This is a genomic window from Chromohalobacter sp. 48-RD10 (assembly GCF_029889785.1).
In the GTDB taxonomy this organism is placed as follows: Bacteria; Pseudomonadota; Gammaproteobacteria; order Pseudomonadales; family Halomonadaceae; genus Chromohalobacter.
Window position 1 is genome coordinate 1 of the sequence record NZ_JARANX010000012.1, and the last position, 18,225, is coordinate 18,225.

Below are 18,225 nucleotides of genomic sequence, written 5' to 3' on the forward strand. Positions count from 1 at the left end.
GTACTGACGCTCGCCTTGCTCATGGCGACCTCGTCCTTTATGTCGTCCAGCGTCAGCGGTGATGCAGAGAAATAGAGCACGGCGTAGATCCGTCCCACTGAGGGTGTGACACCGTAGGCCACCATGCTCTGGGCGAGGGCGCTGATCATTACATCGCGCGCTTCTTCCAGGCGCTGTGTGTCAGTTTTCTGCATGGCATGCTCAGAAATTTTGTGTGTATTGAACATTTTGAACAAAGTAAACAGAAAGACAGGAATCGTCAAATCGACATGCCTACCTGGTCACAGGTCAAGGTATGGAAGCTAAGCGATGGAATAAAGGAAAAGGGCGCCGCGTTGGTGGTCGACAGCCGCCTGCCACAGCCTCGGCGGTTGGAAAGACTCCCTGTTCGGCGACCTGCACGCCTACGGCCCCGACGCCGTGCGCTTCTACACCCGCCGCAAAGCCATCTCCCAACGCTTGCCGAAGCGCAGCGATCAGGAAACCGCCCAGTTCAGCTTCCCCTCCTGAACCACCCGCACGGCTGAACCCCACGCCTACGCCGCTCACACCGGCGCGGGCGTTTCGTGTCTACGCCTTTCGTGTAGCGCTATGTTGAACGACGTTAAATTAAGCTAGGTTAAGTATTGTTTGGAGTTACCGATACAACCTAATGAACCGTAGTGGAGCGTTCAGTGCTTCACTTGGCGGTAGCGTGGGGGAGCGGTAGCGGGGTAGAGTACGGGGTTGGTTCCAGGGTAATAGAACCGGCAAAGATAGCAGAGACGCGAATTCAGTATAACGAGCTGGATTATTCTGGGTGTTCTTTAAAATCAATGATTTAGGTATAGAAAGTGGGCTAGGTAAGATGATTGAATACGTCTGCTCGTTCAAGTGGGAAAACGAGCGCGCTGTCTAATACCTGTTAGCTATTACGGAGTTATTGAAGGAGGCAGAGATGTCTGAAGGTTCGCCAAAAAATACGGAACAGCTTGGTTCGATCAATAAAAAGGTCGTGGCAGACGGGGAGGAACTGCCCACGGTTCATCTCAAGGACGGGAGCAAGGTGCAGACAGGCACTGTGGCAACAATGCTGCGTAACGTTGCTTTATACAATTCAGGCGAACGCGGCGAGGTAGAAGAACAATTGGAAGCTGCAATTCCCACACTGATCAAAGTGGGATTGTTTGAATTGTTCTCTGTAGAGGAATGGATTAATGGGTCAAACCCGGGGCGTAGTTTTGTTGGTCGACACGCCAAGAAATTTCTCGCCAAACAAAGCTAACAAATCGCTGCAGTTGACTGCTGCTCCGCTCCACAGCGGCAACTGAGCTTTAGCGTTGGGCGGCATCCACCCCCAGTGCTGATACGAAAATGCAGGGAGCCCATTATAGTGAATGATTCAGAGATACAGCACTTACGCCGCTGCGTAGAACTTGCAAGTGAGGCTTTAGAGTCGGGTGACGAGCCATTCGGCTCTTTGCTTGTCTCCGGAAACGGAGAAGTGCTTTTCGAGGATCGCAACCGAGTGGCCTCCGGCGACCGAACCCGCCATCCAGAGTTCGAGATTGCGCGGTGGGCTGCGGCAAATATGACGCTAGAAGCTAGAGCAGCGGCAACCGTCTATACCTCCGGTGAACATTGCCCAATGTGTGCAGCAGCGCACGGTTGGGTCGGTCTCGACCGCATCGTGTATATCAGTTCATCAGACCAATTGGCAACATGGCTTAGCGCCCTCGGAGTTCCGGCACCTCCCGTACGGAGCCTACCAATCCACGAAGTTGTTCCCAACCTAACGGTAGAGGGGCCAGTTCCTAGTCTTATCGAACAGGTGCACAAGTTGCATCGTCGTTTCCATAGCTCGTCGTAATTGGCGTTATCATTTTCGTGTCAACAATGCCTTTTATCGTCATACTGCCCAACAATTGCATGGAGAGGGTCGTTTTTTCCGTTACGCGCTTCGCGCTTCACTCGAAAAAAAGCCCTCTGCAAGACGTTAAAAGTATCTGGCACGGCACCTTGACAATACGTGAGATCATTCGAATCATTTCTGCGCTAAAGGCGGACAAGCGAGAACGAAAGACCTATGAAGGGTACAGACATGCGTGATCATTACGCTTTTTAAGAGTCCGTTAAGAACCCATACGCCAAGAAGCTTAAGAAGCAGGTTACGATCCGGCTGGATGAAGATACCGTCGGGTATTTCAAGAATCTAGCCGAGAAAAAACCTTCCGTATCAGAGCCTCATTAATCTCTATCTGCGCGACTGCGCACAATCACACAAAGACCTCAAAATTTAATGGCAATAAACTGTTAACAAACGGCTGCTGTCGGACAGGCAAAAGCTCCGGCCAGAAAATGGCCTCCGATTTTGCCTGCCGCAGAGCCGGGCGTTATGCGAAAGGAGAGATAAATGAAGACATACAAGAAAATCACGGAGAGTCGACAAAAGCGCTGCGTTCCATATGGCAGTGACGTTTCCGCTGGAACTTATGAGTGCGCCGATTGCGGATATGAATATTCGAATCAGTAGAAGAAGTCACTCCCGCCTTGTCCAAGGCTTAATCAAAGCCCGCACACGAGGCGGTGTTGGCACATACTGTCCGGTCAAGGTGACTCGCCAGATAATCCGTACCCGAATTGATAAAATGGTAAATGTTGCATAACAGTTCGCTGCAACCGACTGTGGACTTCCCCCGGTTTAGTGGGCACGCATCGATAACTCTCACGGAGGAGAAAACCGATGCCCGCAATCATCACTATCATAGCGCGATGGTGGTGATCAACTACTAAGATCAGCTCCAACCCGGCACCTTTGAGCACGCCGTGCATTCCCTGATTGAGCACAAGCTGGACCTGTCGATTTTCCACCCCAAGTACCGCAACGACGCGCCCGGTCGTCTAGCGTATGATCCGGCCATTCTGTTGAAGATCATCCTGTCCTTCTGATGACTGCACTATAGCCTGTGCAGCTCTGGAGGGTCAGTTCAGTGCCGACGCCGGCGCTATAAGTTCGTAAAAGGAATCACAGTCGCGAACTCTTAGACTGAATGACAACGGCAATGGCAATCAGTACAAATCCGACCACAAGCCCGACATCCAGCCTCTCTGGCAATAGCAAAACGGAACTTAATAGGCCAACCACCGGTATCCCGAGAAAGCTGACTGTACTAGAAATTGCGGGCATGGTTCGGGCAATATGCAACATACCCCAAAAGACAAAGGTCGTGGAAACAATACCGACATAGGTCGTCACCAACACGCTTCGAATATCTAGACCTTGAAGCAAAGAGACGTCACTGAAAACGATTGTCAGTGATGACAGCCCAAGGGTCGCAACCAAGAGTTGCCATGGTAGAAGCTGTAATGTCGACCACCCGGAAGGGTAGCGTCGTAGAAGGGCTATTTGAAAGGCCCAGACAACGGCCGCTAGAAACAGTAGGCCGTTACCAACTAGGGCTTGTGTATTAGATAAAATATGAGTGGACGGGAGAAAAAGAAACGCCAAACCGGCAAGCCCGAAAACTAGACTTGCAATGACGGAACGATCGAGTTTTTCATCCAGCCATAACACAGCCAGAGGTATCATCCAGATTGGACTAGTATACGCCAGCAGTGCTGCGCGTCCGGCCGGGACCATGGTGACACCGACCGTGATCAACCAGAGGAATGCCCCCATTTGCAGGCAGGCCACCGAAATGATTGGAAACCAGACCTCGCAACCGGGGATACGAAGCTGACGAGTCATTATTACCAATACGAAAGCACTGATAGTGGCAAAGACGAGACGCCATATCAGAAACACTTGAGGGGAGGTGTTTTCAAGGGCTATTTTCATGAGTGGCCAGGATAGTCCACCTCCGATGATAACTCCTGCGAAGATGAAGCCAGTCCCACGACCAATCAAGCGAGAAATTGATCTCGCTAGCAGTTTACGATGATTCATTATTTATTCCTCGTTGGTCTTTTAGTTGGTCTATCAAGCTCGAAATGATCGCTACGGAGCGGTGGGCGAGTAGTGGGAAAGTACCTGCATCACCTACACCATGACTCGGAGCGAGAAGCTAGTCATAAACAAGGGAAGCCGATGCCCTGATTCATCAATACTGCCAAGGCTGTAGTCGGGAGCAAGGTGTAAGCTCTCATCGTGATCATGTTCTATATTATCCCCGAGTTCTTTCAAAAGTCTGGATAATTTGTGCGAGTAAATACCGCTCTCAAGTCGCTCGAATCCAGTTGCTACGATTATAGCATCTGCTTTGACTGAGATCTGTATATTGCTATCATTGTATTAATTACAGATAATTGTATGCTCTCGTTGGTGTATATGGAAATCAGATGTTTTGATACCCGGAGATAAGTGATAATGATGCGACTCGAATTCCGACATCTTGAGACGGCCTATTGGATCTATAGGCTCGGTTCTTACGGTGCAGCTGCGGAAAGGCTTAATACGACACAGCCCAATATTTCCATGCGTATAGCCGACATGGAGGAACGTATTGGCAGCGTTGTGTTCCAGCGCGGAAAGCGACCGGTTACTCTTACTGCTGCTGGTCGCGAACTGATCGGATACGCGGAGCGAATTCTCGCTTTGCGCGATGAACTGTCATTATTTTTCGAAAACGGGGAAGAGGCCACCGGCCGAATTCGAGTAGGATGTACCGAGACTATAGCGCTCTGGTGGCTCGCTGATTTTACGTTAGATGTGCAGCGCGCCATGCCGAATGTCGAGCTTGATATCGACGTCGACATTACAGAAAAAACTTGGGATAAGTTGTGCAACGGCACAATAGATCTTGCTTTGGTCCCTGATGATCAGCTTCAAGAACGGGTTATCAGGCACAGCCTTGGCCATGCGTCTATTGCCTGGATGGGCTCTTCCGAATTGGTGCAACGAATGTCGACATTGGACACCATGAATTTAATTCGGCGATCCATCCTGAGCCTGTCACCCGGATCGCGCTTGTATGCCGACCAATTTCGCTGGCTTGATATGCAGAGCATTCGTCCAGACCGTCTGACCTACTGCAATACGATGAGTGTCACGGCGAGGTTAGTATGCGAGGGCGCCGGTGTTGCATTGCTACCTTCTGATTTGTTTTCTGGCGACAGTCAGTTACAGGCATTGGAAGTTCAGCCAGCATTTGCATCCCTGCCTTTTGTCGCTACCTATCTATCTCCCGCTTTCTCTCCATCGGTCGAGCGGATAGCCAAGCTGGCAGTGGCTAATAGCAGATTTCATTTGGGTGAGTCTCAGGCGTAATGCCTTGGCAATCGGTCGCCCAACGGGTTGAATCCTCCACTGACGCCATCACCTTGTAGGTAGGCGGCGTCGTTACGGCGCCGGTCCGTTTTTTGATCCATCTCGCTTTCAGGGAGGCCACCATGCCTTTTGCACCGTCCAGCATGCACGTCGAAAGCCCCGCCTTTACGCCGAATGGCGCGATTCCCACGCGGCATTCGGCGGAGGGTGATGATGTCTCGCCGGCCCTGAGCTGGAAGGATGCGCCGGCGGGGACCAAGGGCTTCGCGGTGATCTGCCACGATCCGGATGCGCCGCTGGTGAAGGATGGTAGCTACGGTTACGTGCATTGGCTGCTCTACAACCTGCCGGCGGATGTCACCTCGTTGGAAGAGGGCACGAAGACAGGCACTGCCGGTATCAATGATGGCGGCGCCATCGGTTATGGCGGTGCCATGCCGCCGGAGGGCCATGGGCCGCACCAGTATTATTTCTGGGTACTGGCGCTGGATACCCTCACTGAGTTGCCCGAGGGGCTGACGCAGCCGGAGCTGCTCAACGAGCTTGAGCCGCATATTCTGGGCATGAGTCGGTTGGTGGGGACGTATCGCCGTGATTGATTCGTCTTTGACGGTTTAGACCCCGCTTCACACGCACTCGGCGCCTTCCCTTGGGAGGCGCCGAGTGTCGTTTTGGGCCTGGTTCAGCGGTAGCCTTCCATCAACTCGCGTACCAGTGGCGTGTCGGCGTCGCGGTGGGTGGGGAGCTCGAAGCGGGAGCGGGCGATGGCGGTGCGCGAGAGCTGGGCTTGGATCAGCGTTTCGCCGTCCTCGGCCAGGGCGAGGGTGTCGCCGCGCGGGCTGAGGATGCGCGAGCCGCCCCAGAAGTGTCTGTCGCCTTCGGGGCCGTAGCGGTTGGCCATGATCACGGGGGTGCCGTAGGTCATGGCGTAGAACTGCAGGTTGACGGCCCAGTTCTGCTCGTTGGAAAAGTCGTCGCTGACGATACCCGAGGCCGAGTTGATCGGTGCGCACAGCACGGTGGGGCGGGCCAGCAGGGCGGCGTGCACCAGCCCCGGGTTCCACAGGTCGGCGCAGATCAGCGAGGTTGCCGACCAGCCGGGGCGCACCGGAAGATGCGTGAGCTCGCTGCCGTGGGTGAACAGCTTGCCTTCTTCCAGGCCGCCGTAGGTGGGCAGGTTGAGCTTGCGGTGCACGGCCTGGAGCTTGCCGTGCTGGAGAATCGCCATGGCGTTGTAGTACTCGCCGGGGCTGGCTTCCTCGACGAAGCCGACTACCACCTGCATCTCGCCGGCTGCCTGGGCGAGGTCGGCCAGGCGCGGATCATGAGCCGGGCAGGCCACGTCGATCACCCGGTTGCCCAGGCCGTAGCCGGTCAGCGAAAGCTCGGGGAAGACCAGCAGTTCGATCCCGCGTTGGTGAGCCTCGGCGATCCGTTCGCGGTGGCGCTCGAGGTTGGCGTCGACATCGCCAAGGCTGGCATTGATCTGCGCGGCGCCGACGCGAAGATGATCCTGATAGTGCATGGTGGCGACTCGCTATTGTCTGGAAAACGTGGGTGCGCCGAGTAGGGCGAGCAGGTCGCTGGCCGGGCGTGTCTCGAGGCTCATCACCACGTCCTGCAGCCGGGCTGTCCGTTCGCCCAATACGGGTTCGGCCAGTGCCTGGTACTTGGCGAATATCTCAGCGTCGGAGAGGGGCTGATCCGGATTCCCGCGCGCCTCGAAGTCGGCACTTTCGATGACCTCGCCGCTTTCCAGATGCAGCCGGGCGCGCGCCCAGCGCTCGGCGGGGAAGCGCGAGTTGAAGGTATCATCCTCTTGGATTTCCACCTTGCTGGCCAGGGCCTTGAGATCCGGTGCGTCGAGTTCGTCGCTGACGCCCGCGACATCCACGGTGCCTCGGCCCAGGGCGCAGGCGACGGACCAGGGCAGGCTGTATTGAGCCTGCTCGGTGGTGGTCGGGTGCGTCACGTGTAGGCGCTTGCCCTCGTGGAAGGTGACGATCTCGATGCGTTCGATGGCGGCGGGGTCGCGTTGCTCGGCGGGCAGTGACAACATGGCTTCCACTGCGGGCTGGGCCCAGCGGCAGACCGGGTAGGCCTTGAAGTACTGCTCGTGGAGATACCAGCGCTGGCCCAGGTCCTGCCAGATACTGGCCACTTCCGGCGCGGTGACGGTCAGCGCCGGGGCGCCGGTGAAGCCGTCTTCGGCCAGTAGGGCGGCGGAGATGCCGGTCATCGCGCCCCAGCCGGAGCCGTCCTTGAGCATCGTGGGATGGTCGATGCAGCGCATCATCTGGCTGCGCGGGCCGTAGAACTCGGCGATGCCGAGGGCATGATGCAGGGTTTCGACATCGGCCCCACGCAGGCGCGCGGCCACGGCGGCGACGCCCAGGGCGTTCCAGGCGCCGGAGGTGTGGTAGTCCGGGCTGGTGGCGTGCAGGGCGATCCCCGCGCGAGTGGCGATCTCGTAGCCGTAGGCGAGCAGGGCGAGGAAGTCGCGCCCGGAGAGATCGGCCACCTCGGGCAGCGCCATTAAGCCCGGCAGCAGGGCCACGCCGGCATGTCCCTTGGTCAGCACCTGGCCGTCGTGGGCGTCGAGCGCGTCGATCAGCCAGGCCCCATGCAGGGCGACGCCGGTGGGCGAGGCCTGGCCGGCGGTGAACAGCAGCGGACGTTCGCCGCCGTGTTGGGAGATCGCGAAACGCGCGGCCTTGTCAGCCAGCGGCGTGCGAGTGGCGCCGGCTGCCACGCCCAGCAAATCGAGCAGGCAGCGTTTGGCCTGATGAAGCGCCTTGTCGTCGAGGGTCGATGGATCGAAACGATGCATCCAGTCGAGAGGGGCGTCGTCGTGCATGGTAGTTGGCCTCGGGTGCTGGCAAAAAACGCGTGACGAATGAAGCAGACCGTCTTGAGACGGCCTGAGTCGTGACCGGATGCGGCGCCTGGCGCCGCTCCGAGCCGGTTACAGCAGATCGTTTTTCTTGAGGAAGTTCTCGGCGACCCGTTCGATGGGCGTCTTGTCGACGTCGACCTTGGCATTGAGGGTGGACATGGTGTCGTTGTCGAGCAGGCCGGAGAGCGTGTTCATATGCTCAGCCAGCTTGGGGTTGGCTTTCAGTGTTTCCTTGCGTACGACCGGTGTCAGCGCGTAGGCGGGGAAGAAGTTCTTGTTATCCTTGAGCACCTGGAAGTTGAAGGCGGGGATGCGGCCATCGGTGGCGAACACCAGCCCCACGTCGACCTGCTCGTCGCGCAGTGCCTGGTAGACGAGGCCGGAATCCATGCGCTTGACGTCGCTACGCCCGGCGCGGAAATCATAGGTCTTCTGCAGCGGGCGCCAGCCGTCTTCGCGAGCGTAGAATTCGGCGTTCATGGCGAAGGTCACTCCCTGGTCGTCGTTGACCGCCTCGGCCAGGTCGCTGAGCGAGGTGATGCCGGTTTTCTCGACGCTTTCTTCGCGCATGGCCAGCGCGTAGGTGTTATTGGCGTCGGAGGGCTCGAGCCATACCAGGCCCTTCTCGGCGTCGAGCTTCTTGACCTTTTGGTAGGTCTCGTCGATGGTCAACCCTTGGGCGGATTCGTCGTTGTAGTTGATCAGCGCGGTCCCGGTGTATTCCCAGTAGAGGTCGATCTGGCCGTTTTCTTGGGCCTGGCGCAGTACCGCAGAGCCCATGCCCGCACGTTTTTCAACGTCATAGCCGAGTCCTTCCAGGTACTGCGTGGTCATGCTGGAGAGAATTTGTTGTTCGGTGAAGTTCTTGCCGCCGACGACGATCTCGTCGGCCTGAGCGGTGGCCAGGGTGCCGGCCAGTGCCGCGCCGGTGAGTAGGGTCATCAAGGTTTTCATGAAGTCACTCCTGATTTGTTGTGAAAGGGTACGTCTTATCGTGTGCTCTGCATGTTACTGCGGTGTCAGGCACGGGATGGGTTGACTCCGCGCGGCACCAGCAGGAAAGCGATGATGGCGATGAGTATGTCGACCGCGACCGCTAATAGGGCGGTGGGGATGGCGCCAGAGAGCATCATCACCGGTTCGTAGAGGTCGATGCCGGTAAAAATCAACTCGCCCAGGCCGCCGGCACCGATCAGGAAAGCCAGCGGTACCGTGCCGATGTTGATGGCTAACGCGGTACGGATGCCGGCGAAGATGACATACAGGGCATTGGGTAGCTCGACCCGCAGCAGCCGCTGGGTGGGCGACATGCCGATGCCCGCCGCGGCTTCCATCAATGCCGGATCGACGCCCTTGAGGCCCGTGTAGGTGTTACGGGCAATAGGCAGTAGCGTGGCCACGAAAAGCCCGAACACCGCCGGGACGGTGCCGATGCCGAGAAAGCTCATCGACAGCGCCAGCACGGCAAGCGTGGGGATGGTGGTGCCCACGTTGAGTACCTGCATCATGGACTCGGCGACCCGTGCCATGCTGGGGCGTGATAGCAAGATACCTAACGGAATGGCGACGAGGATCGCCAGGCCTCCGGACATGGCGGTCAGCCACAGATGCTGCACGGCCAGGAACTGGATATCGGGTAGGTAGAAGATGAAGTCGTCGATCAAGCCACTGGACTGACTCCAGATACCGGCCAGAAAGACGACCACCAGCACCAGGAAACGCCCGGCGCCAGCGAGGTTCAGCGTCGGCATGACTTACTCCTTGGAGGCCGGTGACGGTGATGCCTCGGCGGCTTTAGCACTGCTGTCGCCCTTGGAATGAGCGCGATAGCGTGAGCCCAGATGATGGGTGATCGCGCGCTGGGTGATCTGGCCGACGATACGACCATCGTCGTCGACGCAGGGAACCCATGTCATGTCGTTGGCGAACATCAGTGAGGCGACCTTGCGCAGGTCGTCGTCGAGGCTGATGACCACTGGCACGCTCTGGTAATGGTCGCGGCAATGCCCTTGGGTGGTGCGAGCCACGGAAGCGTTGATGATGCCTACCGGCTGACGCTTGTCGTTGACCATCACGATGCTGTTCAGATACCCGTAGGACTCGATGCGCTGCAGGGCGGTGGCGAGGGTATCGTCCGGGCGCACCAGGCCGATTTCCTCGCTGGCGAGGTCGCGAACCTTGACCAGGTTGAGACGCTTCAGCGCGCGGTCCTCGCCGAGGAAAGACTCGATGAAGTCGTTCTTGGGTGCGGCGAGCAACTCATCGGGTTCCGAATACTGGACCAGCTTGCCATCACGGAAGATAGCGATGCGATCGCCCATCTTGATCGCTTCGTCGATGTCGTGACTGACGAACATGATCGTCTTGTTCAGTTCTTGCTGCATCTTCAGGAACTCGTCCTGGATCACCGCCCGGTTGATCGGGTCGATGGCGCCGAAAGGTTCGTCCATCAGCATCACGGGCGGGTCGGCGGCCAGTGCCCGAGCCACGCCAATGCGCTGTTGTTGCCCGCCTGAGAGCTCGCTGGGATAACGCTTGAGGAAGGCGTCCGGCTCCAGTGCGATCATATCCAGCATCTCGCGGGCGCGTTCCCGGTACTTGGCTTTGTCCCAGCCCAGCAGCTTGGGCACTACGGTGATGTTTTCCTCGATGGTCATGTTGGGAAACAGCCCGATCTGCTGGATCACGTAGCCGATGTTGCGGCGTAGATCCTGGGTATCGAGGCTGGAAGTGTCCTCACCGTTGATGAACACCTTGCCCGAGGTCGGCCGGACGATGCGGTTGGTCATCTTCAGGGTGGTGGTCTTGCCGCAGCCCGAGGGGCCGAGCAGGATGCAGATCTCGCCGCTCGGTACCTCCATGCTGATATGGTCGGCGGCGGTCACCGCGCCCTTGGGCGTGTCGAAGACCTTGGTCAAGTTATCGAGTCGAATCATTAAGCGGTCCTTGTCGGGTCGGCAGCCTTATTCAGGTCGACAGAGAGTGGGGGTCGACAGAGAGTAGGCGGATGACGGTCAGGCGGTGGCGGCGGCACGCTCCATGCCCTTGGGCGTCAGTCGCTTCTGGAGTGCCAGTAGCGCATAATCAACGATGATCGCCAGTATGCTGACGGCCACCGCGCCAAGAATTAGCTGGCGTGGATCGGATTGAGAAATACCGCGGCTGATGAGTGTTCCAAGCCCACCGGCGCCTATATAGGCGGCGATCGCCATGACGCCGATGTTGAGCACCACGGCGGTGCGCACACCGGCCATGATGACCGGCACGGCAAGGGGGATCTCGACCATGCGCAGGCGCTGGTTTTGACTCATGCCGACGCCACGCGCGGCTTCGCGAAGGGCCGGATCGACGTTGTTGATGGCCGTGTAGGTGTTGCGGATGATCGGCAACTGCGAGTACAGCAGCACCGCGATGACCGCCGGCAAGTAACCGATGCCCTGGCCGATGAGCGAAAGGATCGGGATCATGATCCCGAACAAGGCGATGGACGGAATCGTCACGATGATCGAGGCGATATACAGCACGACCTTGGCGGCACGCTCGTGCTTGGTGATGGCGATGCCGATGGGAACGCCGGTCAGGGTGGCGATCCCTACCGCGACACTCACTAGGCTGATGTGTTCCAGGGTAAGAGTTCCCAGCAACTCGAGATTATCGAGAAAGTATTGCAGTAATTCCATGGGCACGGACCTCGCACTCGCGAACGAGTGTTTTGCTTGAGCACTTAGAAATTTCTTATATGAAAGGACTTTTATAAGTTCGTATTATGTGAAGAGCATAACACGCTCTTCCCGAGTGCCCTCTGTTTTGGGCATTAGGATGTGCAATGTTATTCATTTTCAGTGGTAATGAACGTTCGATAGGCAACGCATCGACTTCGCCGTATGCTCGTTGGCGATAATGCCGTGTTCTGATTTTCTTGCAGGAGGCTAGCCCCTTGAGTACTCGCCGGACGAATTATCGACTCGCCGCCGCCCAGATGAACTGCGTCCTGGCCGATGTCGCGCGCAACCTCGAGACGCATCGTCGCGTCATCGAGTCGGCGCGCCACCGGGACGTCGATGTCTTGGTGTTCCCCGAGCTTTCGTTGACCGGTTACGACCTGGGAACGCGTGTCCCTGAGGTCGCGATGGACCGCGATGACCCGTGTTTGCTCCAGCTGGCGGAGGCTGCCGGCGACATGCTGACCGTGGTGGGCTTCGTTGAGCGTTGCGGCCGCGGCGAATACGTCAACGCCATGGCGTGCCTGTGCGATGGTCGCGTCGTCGCTGTGCACCGAAAGCTTAACCTCTGTACTTACGGTGGGCACGAGGAGGGCAAGCATTTCGGCAAAGGGCAGGCACTCACCGTCGCTGACACTGACGGTCTCGACTGCGGGGTGATGATCTGCGCCGATCTCTGGAATCCGGGCCTGGCCCACGCGGCCATGCTGGAGCGGCCTGACGTGATGCTGGCGCCGGTCAACGCGGCGACGGGAATGGTCGACGGCGATTTCGACGACGAAGGCAACTGGCTGATCTGTCTGAAGTTCTACGCCATGATGTACGCCACGCCGATGGTCATGGCGCATCGCTACGGGGCCGAGGGCGACGCCTGGTTCTGGGGTGGCAGTTGCATCGTCGGCGTCGACGGCCGGGTGCTGGCACGGGCCGAGGATGGCGAGACCCTCGTCAGCGCCGATATCGACACCGACGCGATCGACGCCGCACGTTTCGCGATGCCGACCCACCGCGACGCCGATACCCCGCTGGTGACTTCGCTGATGGCGCAGCGGCTAGAGCGGGAGCGTCGCGGCTGAGGCCGTGGCCTACACCCAGCGCCGGCGGCGGCGCGTTTTCCAGTGTCGGTCGATGAAGCGTTCGCCGTCCTCGAAGGCCTGCAGGCGCGCTTCCAGGTAGAACCATTCGGCATCGCAGCTCAGCTCTGCCCAGGTCTCGGTGTGTACCTGCCAGTCGTCGCGCTGAAAGGCCTGTCGCCAGCTCTTGCTCATGGTCGCGGTGGCCGGGGCCTCGGGGTGGATGGCGTAGCGCTCGTCCGCCGAGGCGATGTTGGTCAGGCCGTGGTCGTAGGCAATCTCGCCGAAGTCGTCGATGATGGCATGCCGGGTCCAGCCGTCGGTCAGCGAGTGGGAGACATCCCGGGACTGTTCGCCCGCGCGTACGACCTGGTGTTGCATGGGCCCGGAAAAGACTGCGGGTTCGAATGTCACCGGCGGCGCCTCGTGCGAGGTACGCTGGGGCAGCGTGAGCCGCGAGTCGGCCTCGTGCAGTGTCAGCGTCACCGGATAAGGACTCGGCCAGATCAGCGGCCAGTAGGCGGTGGTCACCGAGACGCGTAGCCGATGCCCGGCGATGAAGCGATAGCAGGTCTGGTTCAGTGACACGGTCACGTCGAGTGGCGTATCGCACGGTACGTCGGAGGGCGTGGCATGGCTGTCGCGGTGGCAGAGATTGAGCACGCCGTAGGAGATGCGTTGCGAGACGCCCTCGGGCGAGACGTCGCACAAGCGTACGATCAGGTTGGCGCGTGGCTGGTCGACGCTGACCCGCAGCGAGAGCGTGGGGCGCCCCAGGATCACCGTGTCGGCATCCAGCGGATCGGTGTCGTAGGTGAGCGAGTGGGCATCGTCGCCACGCTGGTCGCCGGCGATCTCGGGGCCGCTGCTGTGGGGGATGTACTCGCCGCATTGCAGGCCGTTGTCGGCGGGCGCGCGCAGCCTGGCCACTCTGGGACGGGCGGTGCCGTCTTTCGGGTCATGAAGCTCGCCGTTGCCCAGCGCCAGGGGCCTGGAGGCGATGTGCGGGCTCGGCCACTGGGTCTCGGCGAGCCATTCGCCGGGCACGTCGAGGCGTTGCGGATCGGCTTCGGAAAAGGACGGGCAGAACACGCGGTATAGCGGCTCCTCCATGATGCCGGTGTCACGGTCCTTCAGCCAGTAATCCCACCAGCGAAGGGCTTCCTGGAGAAAGCCGATGGTCGGCCCTGGCATCGCCAGGTGCGGATAGGCGTGCGGCCAGGGGCCGACGATACCGCGCCGGGGGCAGGGCGCGTGCTCGAGAATCTCGGAGACGAAGTTGACGTAGGCGTCGGCCCAGCCAGTGACGGCCAGAGTCGGCGTCTTCAGACGCGAATAATCCTCGCATACCGAGCCGTGGCGCCAGTATGCATCGCGCGTCTGGTGATCGAACCAGTTCTCGGCGACGAAGGGTTGATGGGCGAGTCGGTGCTGCCAGAGTTCGCGCCAGTCGTCGCGCAAGGCGGGGTCCGGCGGTCGCGACATGAAGGAAAGCGACGAGGCCGCCCAGCCGAAGTTCTCGTTGAGCACGCAGCCGCCTTTGTAGTGGACGTCGTCGTGATAGCGGTCGACGGTGGCGCCGACGGCGATGATCGCGCCGAGCGCCGGCGGCTGGCGCGAGGCCACCTGCAGGGAATTGAATCCGCCCCAGGAAATGCCCAGCATGCCGACGCGGCCGCTGCACCAGGGCTGCTCGGCGAGCCAGGCGATCACGGCGACGATGTCGTCCTGCTCGCTGGCCAGGTATTCGTCCGCGAGCACGCCGTCCGAGTCACCGCTGCCGCGCAGGTCGATACGCAGCGCGGCATAGCCGTGGCCGGCGAAGTAGGGGTGCATGCGTTCGTCGTCGGCACTGGTGGCATCCCGCTTGCGGTAGGGAATGCACTCGATGATCGCGGGCACGGGATGGGGCTCGGCGTCCGCCGGTCGCCACATCCGTGCCGCGAGTCGGCTGCCGTCGGGCAGCGGAATGAACAGTGCCGGTTCCTCGACGATCGGGTACGGGAAGTCATGCACTTCCCGAGCATCGGGTTGGCTTCCACTCGGAAACATGGTTTGTCCTGTCGTCGGTAGGGGGCGATTACGGCATCGCCCCCTGGAAAAGCAGTGGGCGAGGCGTTAGAGCAGGTCGTTTTCGGTCAGGAAGTCATGCGCGACCTTTTCGATGTTCTGATCGTCGACGTCTACACGACGGTTGAGATCGATCAGCGTCGAGTCGTTCAAGGTGGCGGACATTTCGTTGAGCACGGATCGTAGATCGGGATGTGCGTCGAGCGTTTCCTCGCGAACTACCGGTGCTAGCTGATAGACCGGGAAGAATTGCTTGTCGTCGTCGAGCACCTCGAAGTCGAAAGCGCCATTGCGGCCATCGGTAGCAAAGACCAGTGCCACGTCGACTTCGCCGTCACGCAGTGCGTTGTAGGTCAGCCCTGAATCCATGCGCTTGACGTTCGAGCGTGGAAACCGGAAGTCGTAGGCTTTCTGAAGCGGACGCAGGCCATCGTCGCGGGCATAGAACTCGGCATTGGAAGCAAGTGTCAGGTCGGCGCCGTCGTTCATGGCCTCGGCCAGGTCCGAGAGGGTGTGGATGTCACGTTTGTCGGCATCCGCCTCGCGCATGGCGAGCGCATAGGTATTGTTGGTGTCCGAGGGATCCAGCCAGACCAGCCCTTTCTCGGCGTCCAGGCGCTTGGCGGTGGCATAAGTCTCGGCGGCGTTGTCGGGTTGCGGCTGGTCATGGAACAGGATCACCGAATTGCCGGTGTATTCCCAGTAGAGATCGACCTGGCCGTTTTTCTGCGCCTGGCGTAGTACCGAGGTGCCAAGTCCGTCGCGTTTCTCGACAGAGTAATCGTTGGCTTTGAGCAGTTGGACGGTAGCCGAAGTAAGAATTAGATGTTCGGTGTAGTTGAGCCCGCCAACCACGATGGGGTCGTCTTGCGCATGTGCCGTAGTGGCGACGACGGAAAGACTCAGTCCCAAGGTTGTAAGTAGTATCTTGAGGGGGTGTTGCATGGCAGCGACATACCTCCGCTGTTATAGAGTGTTATCAGATGCGATTTCCATCGCCATCCACAATAACGCACCCCGCTGCCGGGATTGATGAGAATCCATGATGCCTGCGATTTTGAACGCAAACAGATGACAAGGTATGCGCCATGATCGGATAACGATCAGTGGCTGGGGGAAGAAGTATCCGTCGAAGACGTGCCGTCGACGTTGGGCGGGGTGACCTGATCGGCATAGCACGGCGAAGACGCGGGTGTGTGATCGCCGGCCTCGCGGTCTTCGTCTGCTAATGCCTTGAGCAGCATGTCGCGTAGCAGAGGGAGGTGTGAATGCTCCGGTTCTCGGGAGGCGGTCAGCAAGGTGAGCGTGCCTTCGCGGGTCCAGCGCATGAGCGGCAGCAAGACGTCGGGATCGTCTTCGACTTCCCAACGATAGCGATGGCTGAACACGGTGTCGTTGAGCTCTCCTTGGTGCCAGGAGCGGCGCAAGCCGTTGGAGGGTGAGGCGTCGCGGTACCAGTCGGTGAGGTGCAGCGATTCACGGCGCTTGCCGCGTGGCCATAGGCGATCGACGAGAACACGGGCACCATCGTTTTCCTCGGCGGCCTGATAGATACGTTTGAGTGCGATCGTATACGACATCCCAGCGCTCCTTCGCTTGATACGTGCCCTTTGCCAGATGGAAATGTCGACCTAGGTGATACGATAGGAATAGACCATTTCGGCCAGAGGACCACGCCCACCGGCCAAGGTGAGCGACAAGTCGTGAAGCCCCTCCCAGACGGGTAACGCCGCGGCGCCCTTGATGGCCAGGTCCAGGCGCTGTGCGAACAATAACAGCTTGTGTAGCCGCTTGAGCGGCATCCGCTTCAAGGCCTGCTGGTAAAGCGGACGCCGCTTGTCGGGGATCGGCGGACGCTGTGACTTGCAGGCGTGATCGAGGCTTTGCCCTTGATCGAGATGTTGCGCCAGCGAAAGGAAGATGCGCAACTCGCGCGTCAATGCCCAGAGTACCACCGGCGCTTCGATGCCTTCGCCGCGCAATCCGCTGACGATGCGCGAGACGCGCACGCGGTCGCCGCGCAAGCAGGCGTCGATCAGCGTGAAGACATCGTAGCGTGCGTTGTCCTCCACGCCGCCGGCAATGGCCTGGGTATCGAGCCGGGCATTGGGCGGATTGAGTAGCGCCAGCTTCTGCAGCTCCTGGTCGGCGGCCAGCAGGTTGCCTTCGGTACGTTCGCCGAGCAGACGTGCTGCGTCCATGTCCATCGACAGCCCATGACGGCTCGCGCGATCTCGCACCCAGAAGTGCAGGCGTTGGTGATCCACCGGCCAGACCGGAACGAACACGCCGATCTTGTCCAGCGCCTTGAACCAGGCGCTGGACTGCGCGCGTCGGTCGAGGCGCGCGCTGCTGATCAGGAGGATGTCGTCGCTGTCCTTGGCCTGTCGGGCGTAGGCGTCAAGTGCCTTGGAACCTTCTTGCCCTGGTGACTGGCTGCCCAGGCGCAACTCGATGAGCTTGCTCGAGGCAAACAACGACATGCTCGCTGCCGACTCCGTGAGCCGTCCCCATTGAAAGCCATTTTCCACGTGGAGTACCTCGCGTTCCTCGACACCACGCTGGCGTGCCGCGGCGCGGATAGCGTCGCACGCTTCCATGTGGATCAACGGCTCGTCGCCGGCGACGATGTAGACTGGCTGGAGGCGCTTGCCGAGCGCCTCGTCGAGCTTGTCGGGAAAAACTTTCATGGCGTCTCGAGCGCGCGCAGACGGTCGACGAGTTGACGAGCCGCCTCCCGACGCAATGAATCGAGCGCTTCGTCGTGCAGTTCGTCCTGCGACAGCAGATTGTTGTTGTCGACGCTCAGCGTGGTGCTGGCCTCGAGAGTCTGCTGGTCGAGCAGGTAGGCGTTGTCTTCGCTGCGCTGTACCGAGAACGGCACGCTGAGGGTCAGGCGGCGTTCCTGATTCCCGCTGACTCCCTGAGTCAGGCGTGTCTCACGGACCTGCTCCTCGCTCAGGTTGACGCGTAGCGGGGCGTTGTCCTCGAGCGTGGTGCCGGTGCCTTTCAGCGCTTGTTCCACGGCGTCTTCGAAGCGTCCGTCGGGGGAGGACAGCGTCAGCGCGGGAATGTCGAGCGCGGCAGCGTCGAGCCCGCGCAGTTGAAAACCGCACCCGGCGAGCAATGTCGTCAGGGTCAGCAGGAGCAGAGATCGGATGATGAGCGAACGGCGCTTCACGCAGGCCTCCTTGAGGGCTTGGGCCCGCCCCTATGGGG

At 59.6% G+C, this 18,225-nt stretch carries 19 protein-coding genes and 2 pseudogenes; 8 read left to right on the top strand and 13 right to left on the bottom strand.

The window, feature by feature from the left end; genetic code table 11:
- A pseudogene (locus OP496_RS12395) lies at positions 1–194 on the bottom strand (transcriptional regulator); the annotation flags it as partial.
- A gap of 163 nt (positions 195–357) precedes the next feature.
- On the opposite strand from OP496_RS12395, the pseudogene OP496_RS12400 reads away from it, so the two are divergent.
- From OP496_RS12400 to OP496_RS12415, 5 genes and pseudogenes are all read left to right on the top strand, one after another.
- Positions 358–510, top strand: a pseudogene (locus tag OP496_RS12400) (methylmalonate-semialdehyde dehydrogenase (CoA acylating)); the annotation flags it as partial.
- A gap of 427 nt (positions 511–937) precedes the next feature.
- On the top strand, positions 938–1,264 hold the full coding sequence (locus tag OP496_RS12405; RefSeq protein ID WP_280563956.1) for a hypothetical protein: 327 nt from the start codon (positions 938–940) through the stop codon (positions 1,262–1,264).
- A gap of 108 nt (positions 1,265–1,372) precedes the next feature.
- Positions 1,373–1,849: a nucleoside deaminase gene (locus tag OP496_RS12410; protein ID WP_280563958.1), complete on the top strand. Its 477-nt coding sequence runs from the start codon at positions 1,373–1,375 to the stop codon at positions 1,847–1,849.
- Between the two features lie 303 nt (positions 1,850–2,152).
- Positions 2,153–2,230, top strand: a complete 78-nt coding sequence (locus OP496_RS18370; protein WP_348521308.1) for a hypothetical protein — start codon at positions 2,153–2,155, stop codon at positions 2,228–2,230.
- Between the two features lie 575 nt (positions 2,231–2,805).
- Entirely contained in the window at positions 2,806–2,928 is a 123-nt protein-coding gene (locus tag OP496_RS12415) for a hypothetical protein (protein ID WP_280563959.1), read from the top strand.
- Positions 2,929–3,004: 76 nt separating this feature from the next.
- Here OP496_RS12415 and OP496_RS12420 read toward each other — a convergent pair whose 3' ends face one another.
- Positions 3,005–3,925, bottom strand: a complete 921-nt coding sequence (locus OP496_RS12420; RefSeq protein WP_280563960.1) for a DMT family transporter — start codon at positions 3,923–3,925, stop codon at positions 3,005–3,007.
- Positions 3,926–4,345: 420 nt separating this feature from the next.
- Here OP496_RS12420 and OP496_RS12425 point away from each other — a divergent pair, with 420 nt between their 5' ends.
- Positions 4,346–5,245, top strand: coding sequence for a LysR family transcriptional regulator (locus OP496_RS12425; protein ID WP_280563961.1), 900 nt, complete (start codon positions 4,346–4,348; stop codon positions 5,243–5,245).
- Positions 5,246–5,367: 122 nt separating this feature from the next.
- Positions 5,368–5,844, top strand: a complete 477-nt coding sequence (locus OP496_RS12430) for a YbhB/YbcL family Raf kinase inhibitor-like protein (RefSeq protein WP_280563962.1) — start codon at positions 5,368–5,370, stop codon at positions 5,842–5,844.
- An 83-nt stretch (positions 5,845–5,927) separates the two neighbouring features.
- Here OP496_RS12430 and OP496_RS12435 read toward each other — a convergent pair whose 3' ends face one another.
- The 6 genes from OP496_RS12435 to OP496_RS12460 form a co-directional block, all read right to left on the bottom strand.
- Complete coding sequence (locus tag OP496_RS12435) at positions 5,928–6,770, bottom strand: nitrilase-related carbon-nitrogen hydrolase (protein ID WP_280563963.1); 843 nt, start codon at positions 6,768–6,770, stop codon at positions 5,928–5,930.
- 12 nt (positions 6,771–6,782) lie between these two features.
- Entirely contained in the window at positions 6,783–8,102 is a 1,320-nt protein-coding gene (locus tag OP496_RS12440) for an MmgE/PrpD family protein (RefSeq protein WP_280563964.1), read from the bottom strand.
- 108 nt (positions 8,103–8,210) lie between these two features.
- The gene (locus tag OP496_RS12445; RefSeq protein ID WP_280563965.1) at positions 8,211–9,095 is read right to left on the bottom strand and encodes a glycine betaine ABC transporter substrate-binding protein; all 885 of its coding nucleotides are present in this window, start codon (positions 9,093–9,095) and stop codon (positions 8,211–8,213) included.
- A 65-nt stretch (positions 9,096–9,160) separates the two neighbouring features.
- Complete coding sequence (locus OP496_RS12450) at positions 9,161–9,892, bottom strand: ABC transporter permease (protein WP_280563966.1); 732 nt, start codon at positions 9,890–9,892, stop codon at positions 9,161–9,163.
- A gap of 3 nt (positions 9,893–9,895) precedes the next feature.
- Positions 9,896–11,077 carry an ABC transporter ATP-binding protein gene (locus OP496_RS12455; RefSeq protein WP_280563967.1) on the bottom strand — a complete coding sequence of 394 codons (1,182 nt, stop codon included), beginning with the start codon at positions 11,075–11,077 and terminating at the stop codon, positions 9,896–9,898.
- Between the two features lie 78 nt (positions 11,078–11,155).
- Positions 11,156–11,821 (bottom strand): ABC transporter permease, encoded by a 666-nt coding sequence (locus tag OP496_RS12460; protein WP_280563968.1) that lies wholly within the window; start codon positions 11,819–11,821, stop codon positions 11,156–11,158.
- A gap of 257 nt (positions 11,822–12,078) precedes the next feature.
- Here OP496_RS12460 and OP496_RS12465 point away from each other — a divergent pair, with 257 nt between their 5' ends.
- Positions 12,079–12,939 (top strand): nitrilase-related carbon-nitrogen hydrolase, encoded by an 861-nt coding sequence (locus OP496_RS12465; protein WP_280563969.1) that lies wholly within the window; start codon positions 12,079–12,081, stop codon positions 12,937–12,939.
- Between the two features lie 9 nt (positions 12,940–12,948).
- Here OP496_RS12465 and OP496_RS12470 read toward each other — a convergent pair whose 3' ends face one another.
- The 5 genes from OP496_RS12470 to lptE form a co-directional block, all read right to left on the bottom strand.
- Positions 12,949–14,988, bottom strand: a complete 2,040-nt coding sequence (locus OP496_RS12470) for a CocE/NonD family hydrolase (RefSeq protein WP_280563970.1) — start codon at positions 14,986–14,988, stop codon at positions 12,949–12,951.
- A gap of 66 nt (positions 14,989–15,054) precedes the next feature.
- A complete protein-coding gene (locus tag OP496_RS12475) occupies positions 15,055–15,951 on the bottom strand; it encodes a glycine betaine ABC transporter substrate-binding protein (RefSeq protein ID WP_280563972.1) in 897 nt (298 codons plus the stop codon).
- 158 nt (positions 15,952–16,109) lie between these two features.
- Positions 16,110–16,586 (bottom strand): DUF488 family protein, encoded by a 477-nt coding sequence (locus tag OP496_RS12480; protein ID WP_280563973.1) that lies wholly within the window; start codon positions 16,584–16,586, stop codon positions 16,110–16,112.
- 51 nt (positions 16,587–16,637) lie between these two features.
- Complete coding sequence (gene holA / locus OP496_RS12485; RefSeq protein ID WP_280563974.1) at positions 16,638–17,696, bottom strand: DNA polymerase III subunit delta; 1,059 nt, start codon at positions 17,694–17,696, stop codon at positions 16,638–16,640.
- Complete coding sequence (gene lptE / locus OP496_RS12490) at positions 17,693–18,187, bottom strand: LPS assembly lipoprotein LptE (protein WP_280563975.1); 495 nt, start codon at positions 18,185–18,187, stop codon at positions 17,693–17,695. The genes holA and lptE overlap by 4 nt, the downstream gene beginning before the upstream one ends.
- Between the last annotated feature and the right edge of the window lie 38 nt (positions 18,188–18,225).

Excerpts from the sequence above, each read along its gene's own strand:
- OP496_RS12440 (WP_280563964.1), bottom strand. The coding sequence starts at position 8,102 with ATGCACGACGACGCCCCTCTCGACTGGATGCATCGTTTCGATCCATCG.
- OP496_RS12405 (WP_280563956.1), top strand. The coding sequence starts at position 938 with ATGTCTGAAGGTTCGCCAAAAAATACGGAACAGCTTGGTTCGATCAAT.
- OP496_RS12430 (WP_280563962.1), top strand. The coding sequence starts at position 5,368 with ATGCCTTTTGCACCGTCCAGCATGCACGTCGAAAGCCCCGCCTTTACG.
- OP496_RS12455 (WP_280563967.1), bottom strand. The coding sequence starts at position 11,077 with ATGATTCGACTCGATAACTTGACCAAGGTCTTCGACACGCCCAAGGGC.
- OP496_RS12460 (WP_280563968.1), bottom strand. The coding sequence starts at position 11,821 with ATGGAATTACTGCAATACTTTCTCGATAATCTCGAGTTGCTGGGAACT.
- OP496_RS12475 (WP_280563972.1), bottom strand. The coding sequence starts at position 15,951 with ATGCAACACCCCCTCAAGATACTACTTACAACCTTGGGACTGAGTCTT.
- holA (WP_280563974.1), bottom strand. The coding sequence starts at position 17,696 with ATGAAAGTTTTTCCCGACAAGCTCGACGAGGCGCTCGGCAAGCGCCTC.
- OP496_RS12450 (WP_280563966.1), bottom strand. The coding sequence starts at position 9,892 with ATGCCGACGCTGAACCTCGCTGGCGCCGGGCGTTTCCTGGTGCTGGTG.
- OP496_RS12480 (WP_280563973.1), bottom strand. The coding sequence starts at position 16,586 with ATGTCGTATACGATCGCACTCAAACGTATCTATCAGGCCGCCGAGGAA.
- OP496_RS12445 (WP_280563965.1), bottom strand. The coding sequence starts at position 9,095 with ATGAAAACCTTGATGACCCTACTCACCGGCGCGGCACTGGCCGGCACC.
- OP496_RS12420 (WP_280563960.1), bottom strand. The coding sequence starts at position 3,925 with ATGAATCATCGTAAACTGCTAGCGAGATCAATTTCTCGCTTGATTGGT.
- OP496_RS12470 (WP_280563970.1), bottom strand. The coding sequence starts at position 14,988 with ATGTTTCCGAGTGGAAGCCAACCCGATGCTCGGGAAGTGCATGACTTC.
- OP496_RS12425 (WP_280563961.1), top strand. The coding sequence starts at position 4,346 with ATGATGCGACTCGAATTCCGACATCTTGAGACGGCCTATTGGATCTAT.
- OP496_RS12435 (WP_280563963.1), bottom strand. The coding sequence starts at position 6,770 with ATGCACTATCAGGATCATCTTCGCGTCGGCGCCGCGCAGATCAATGCC.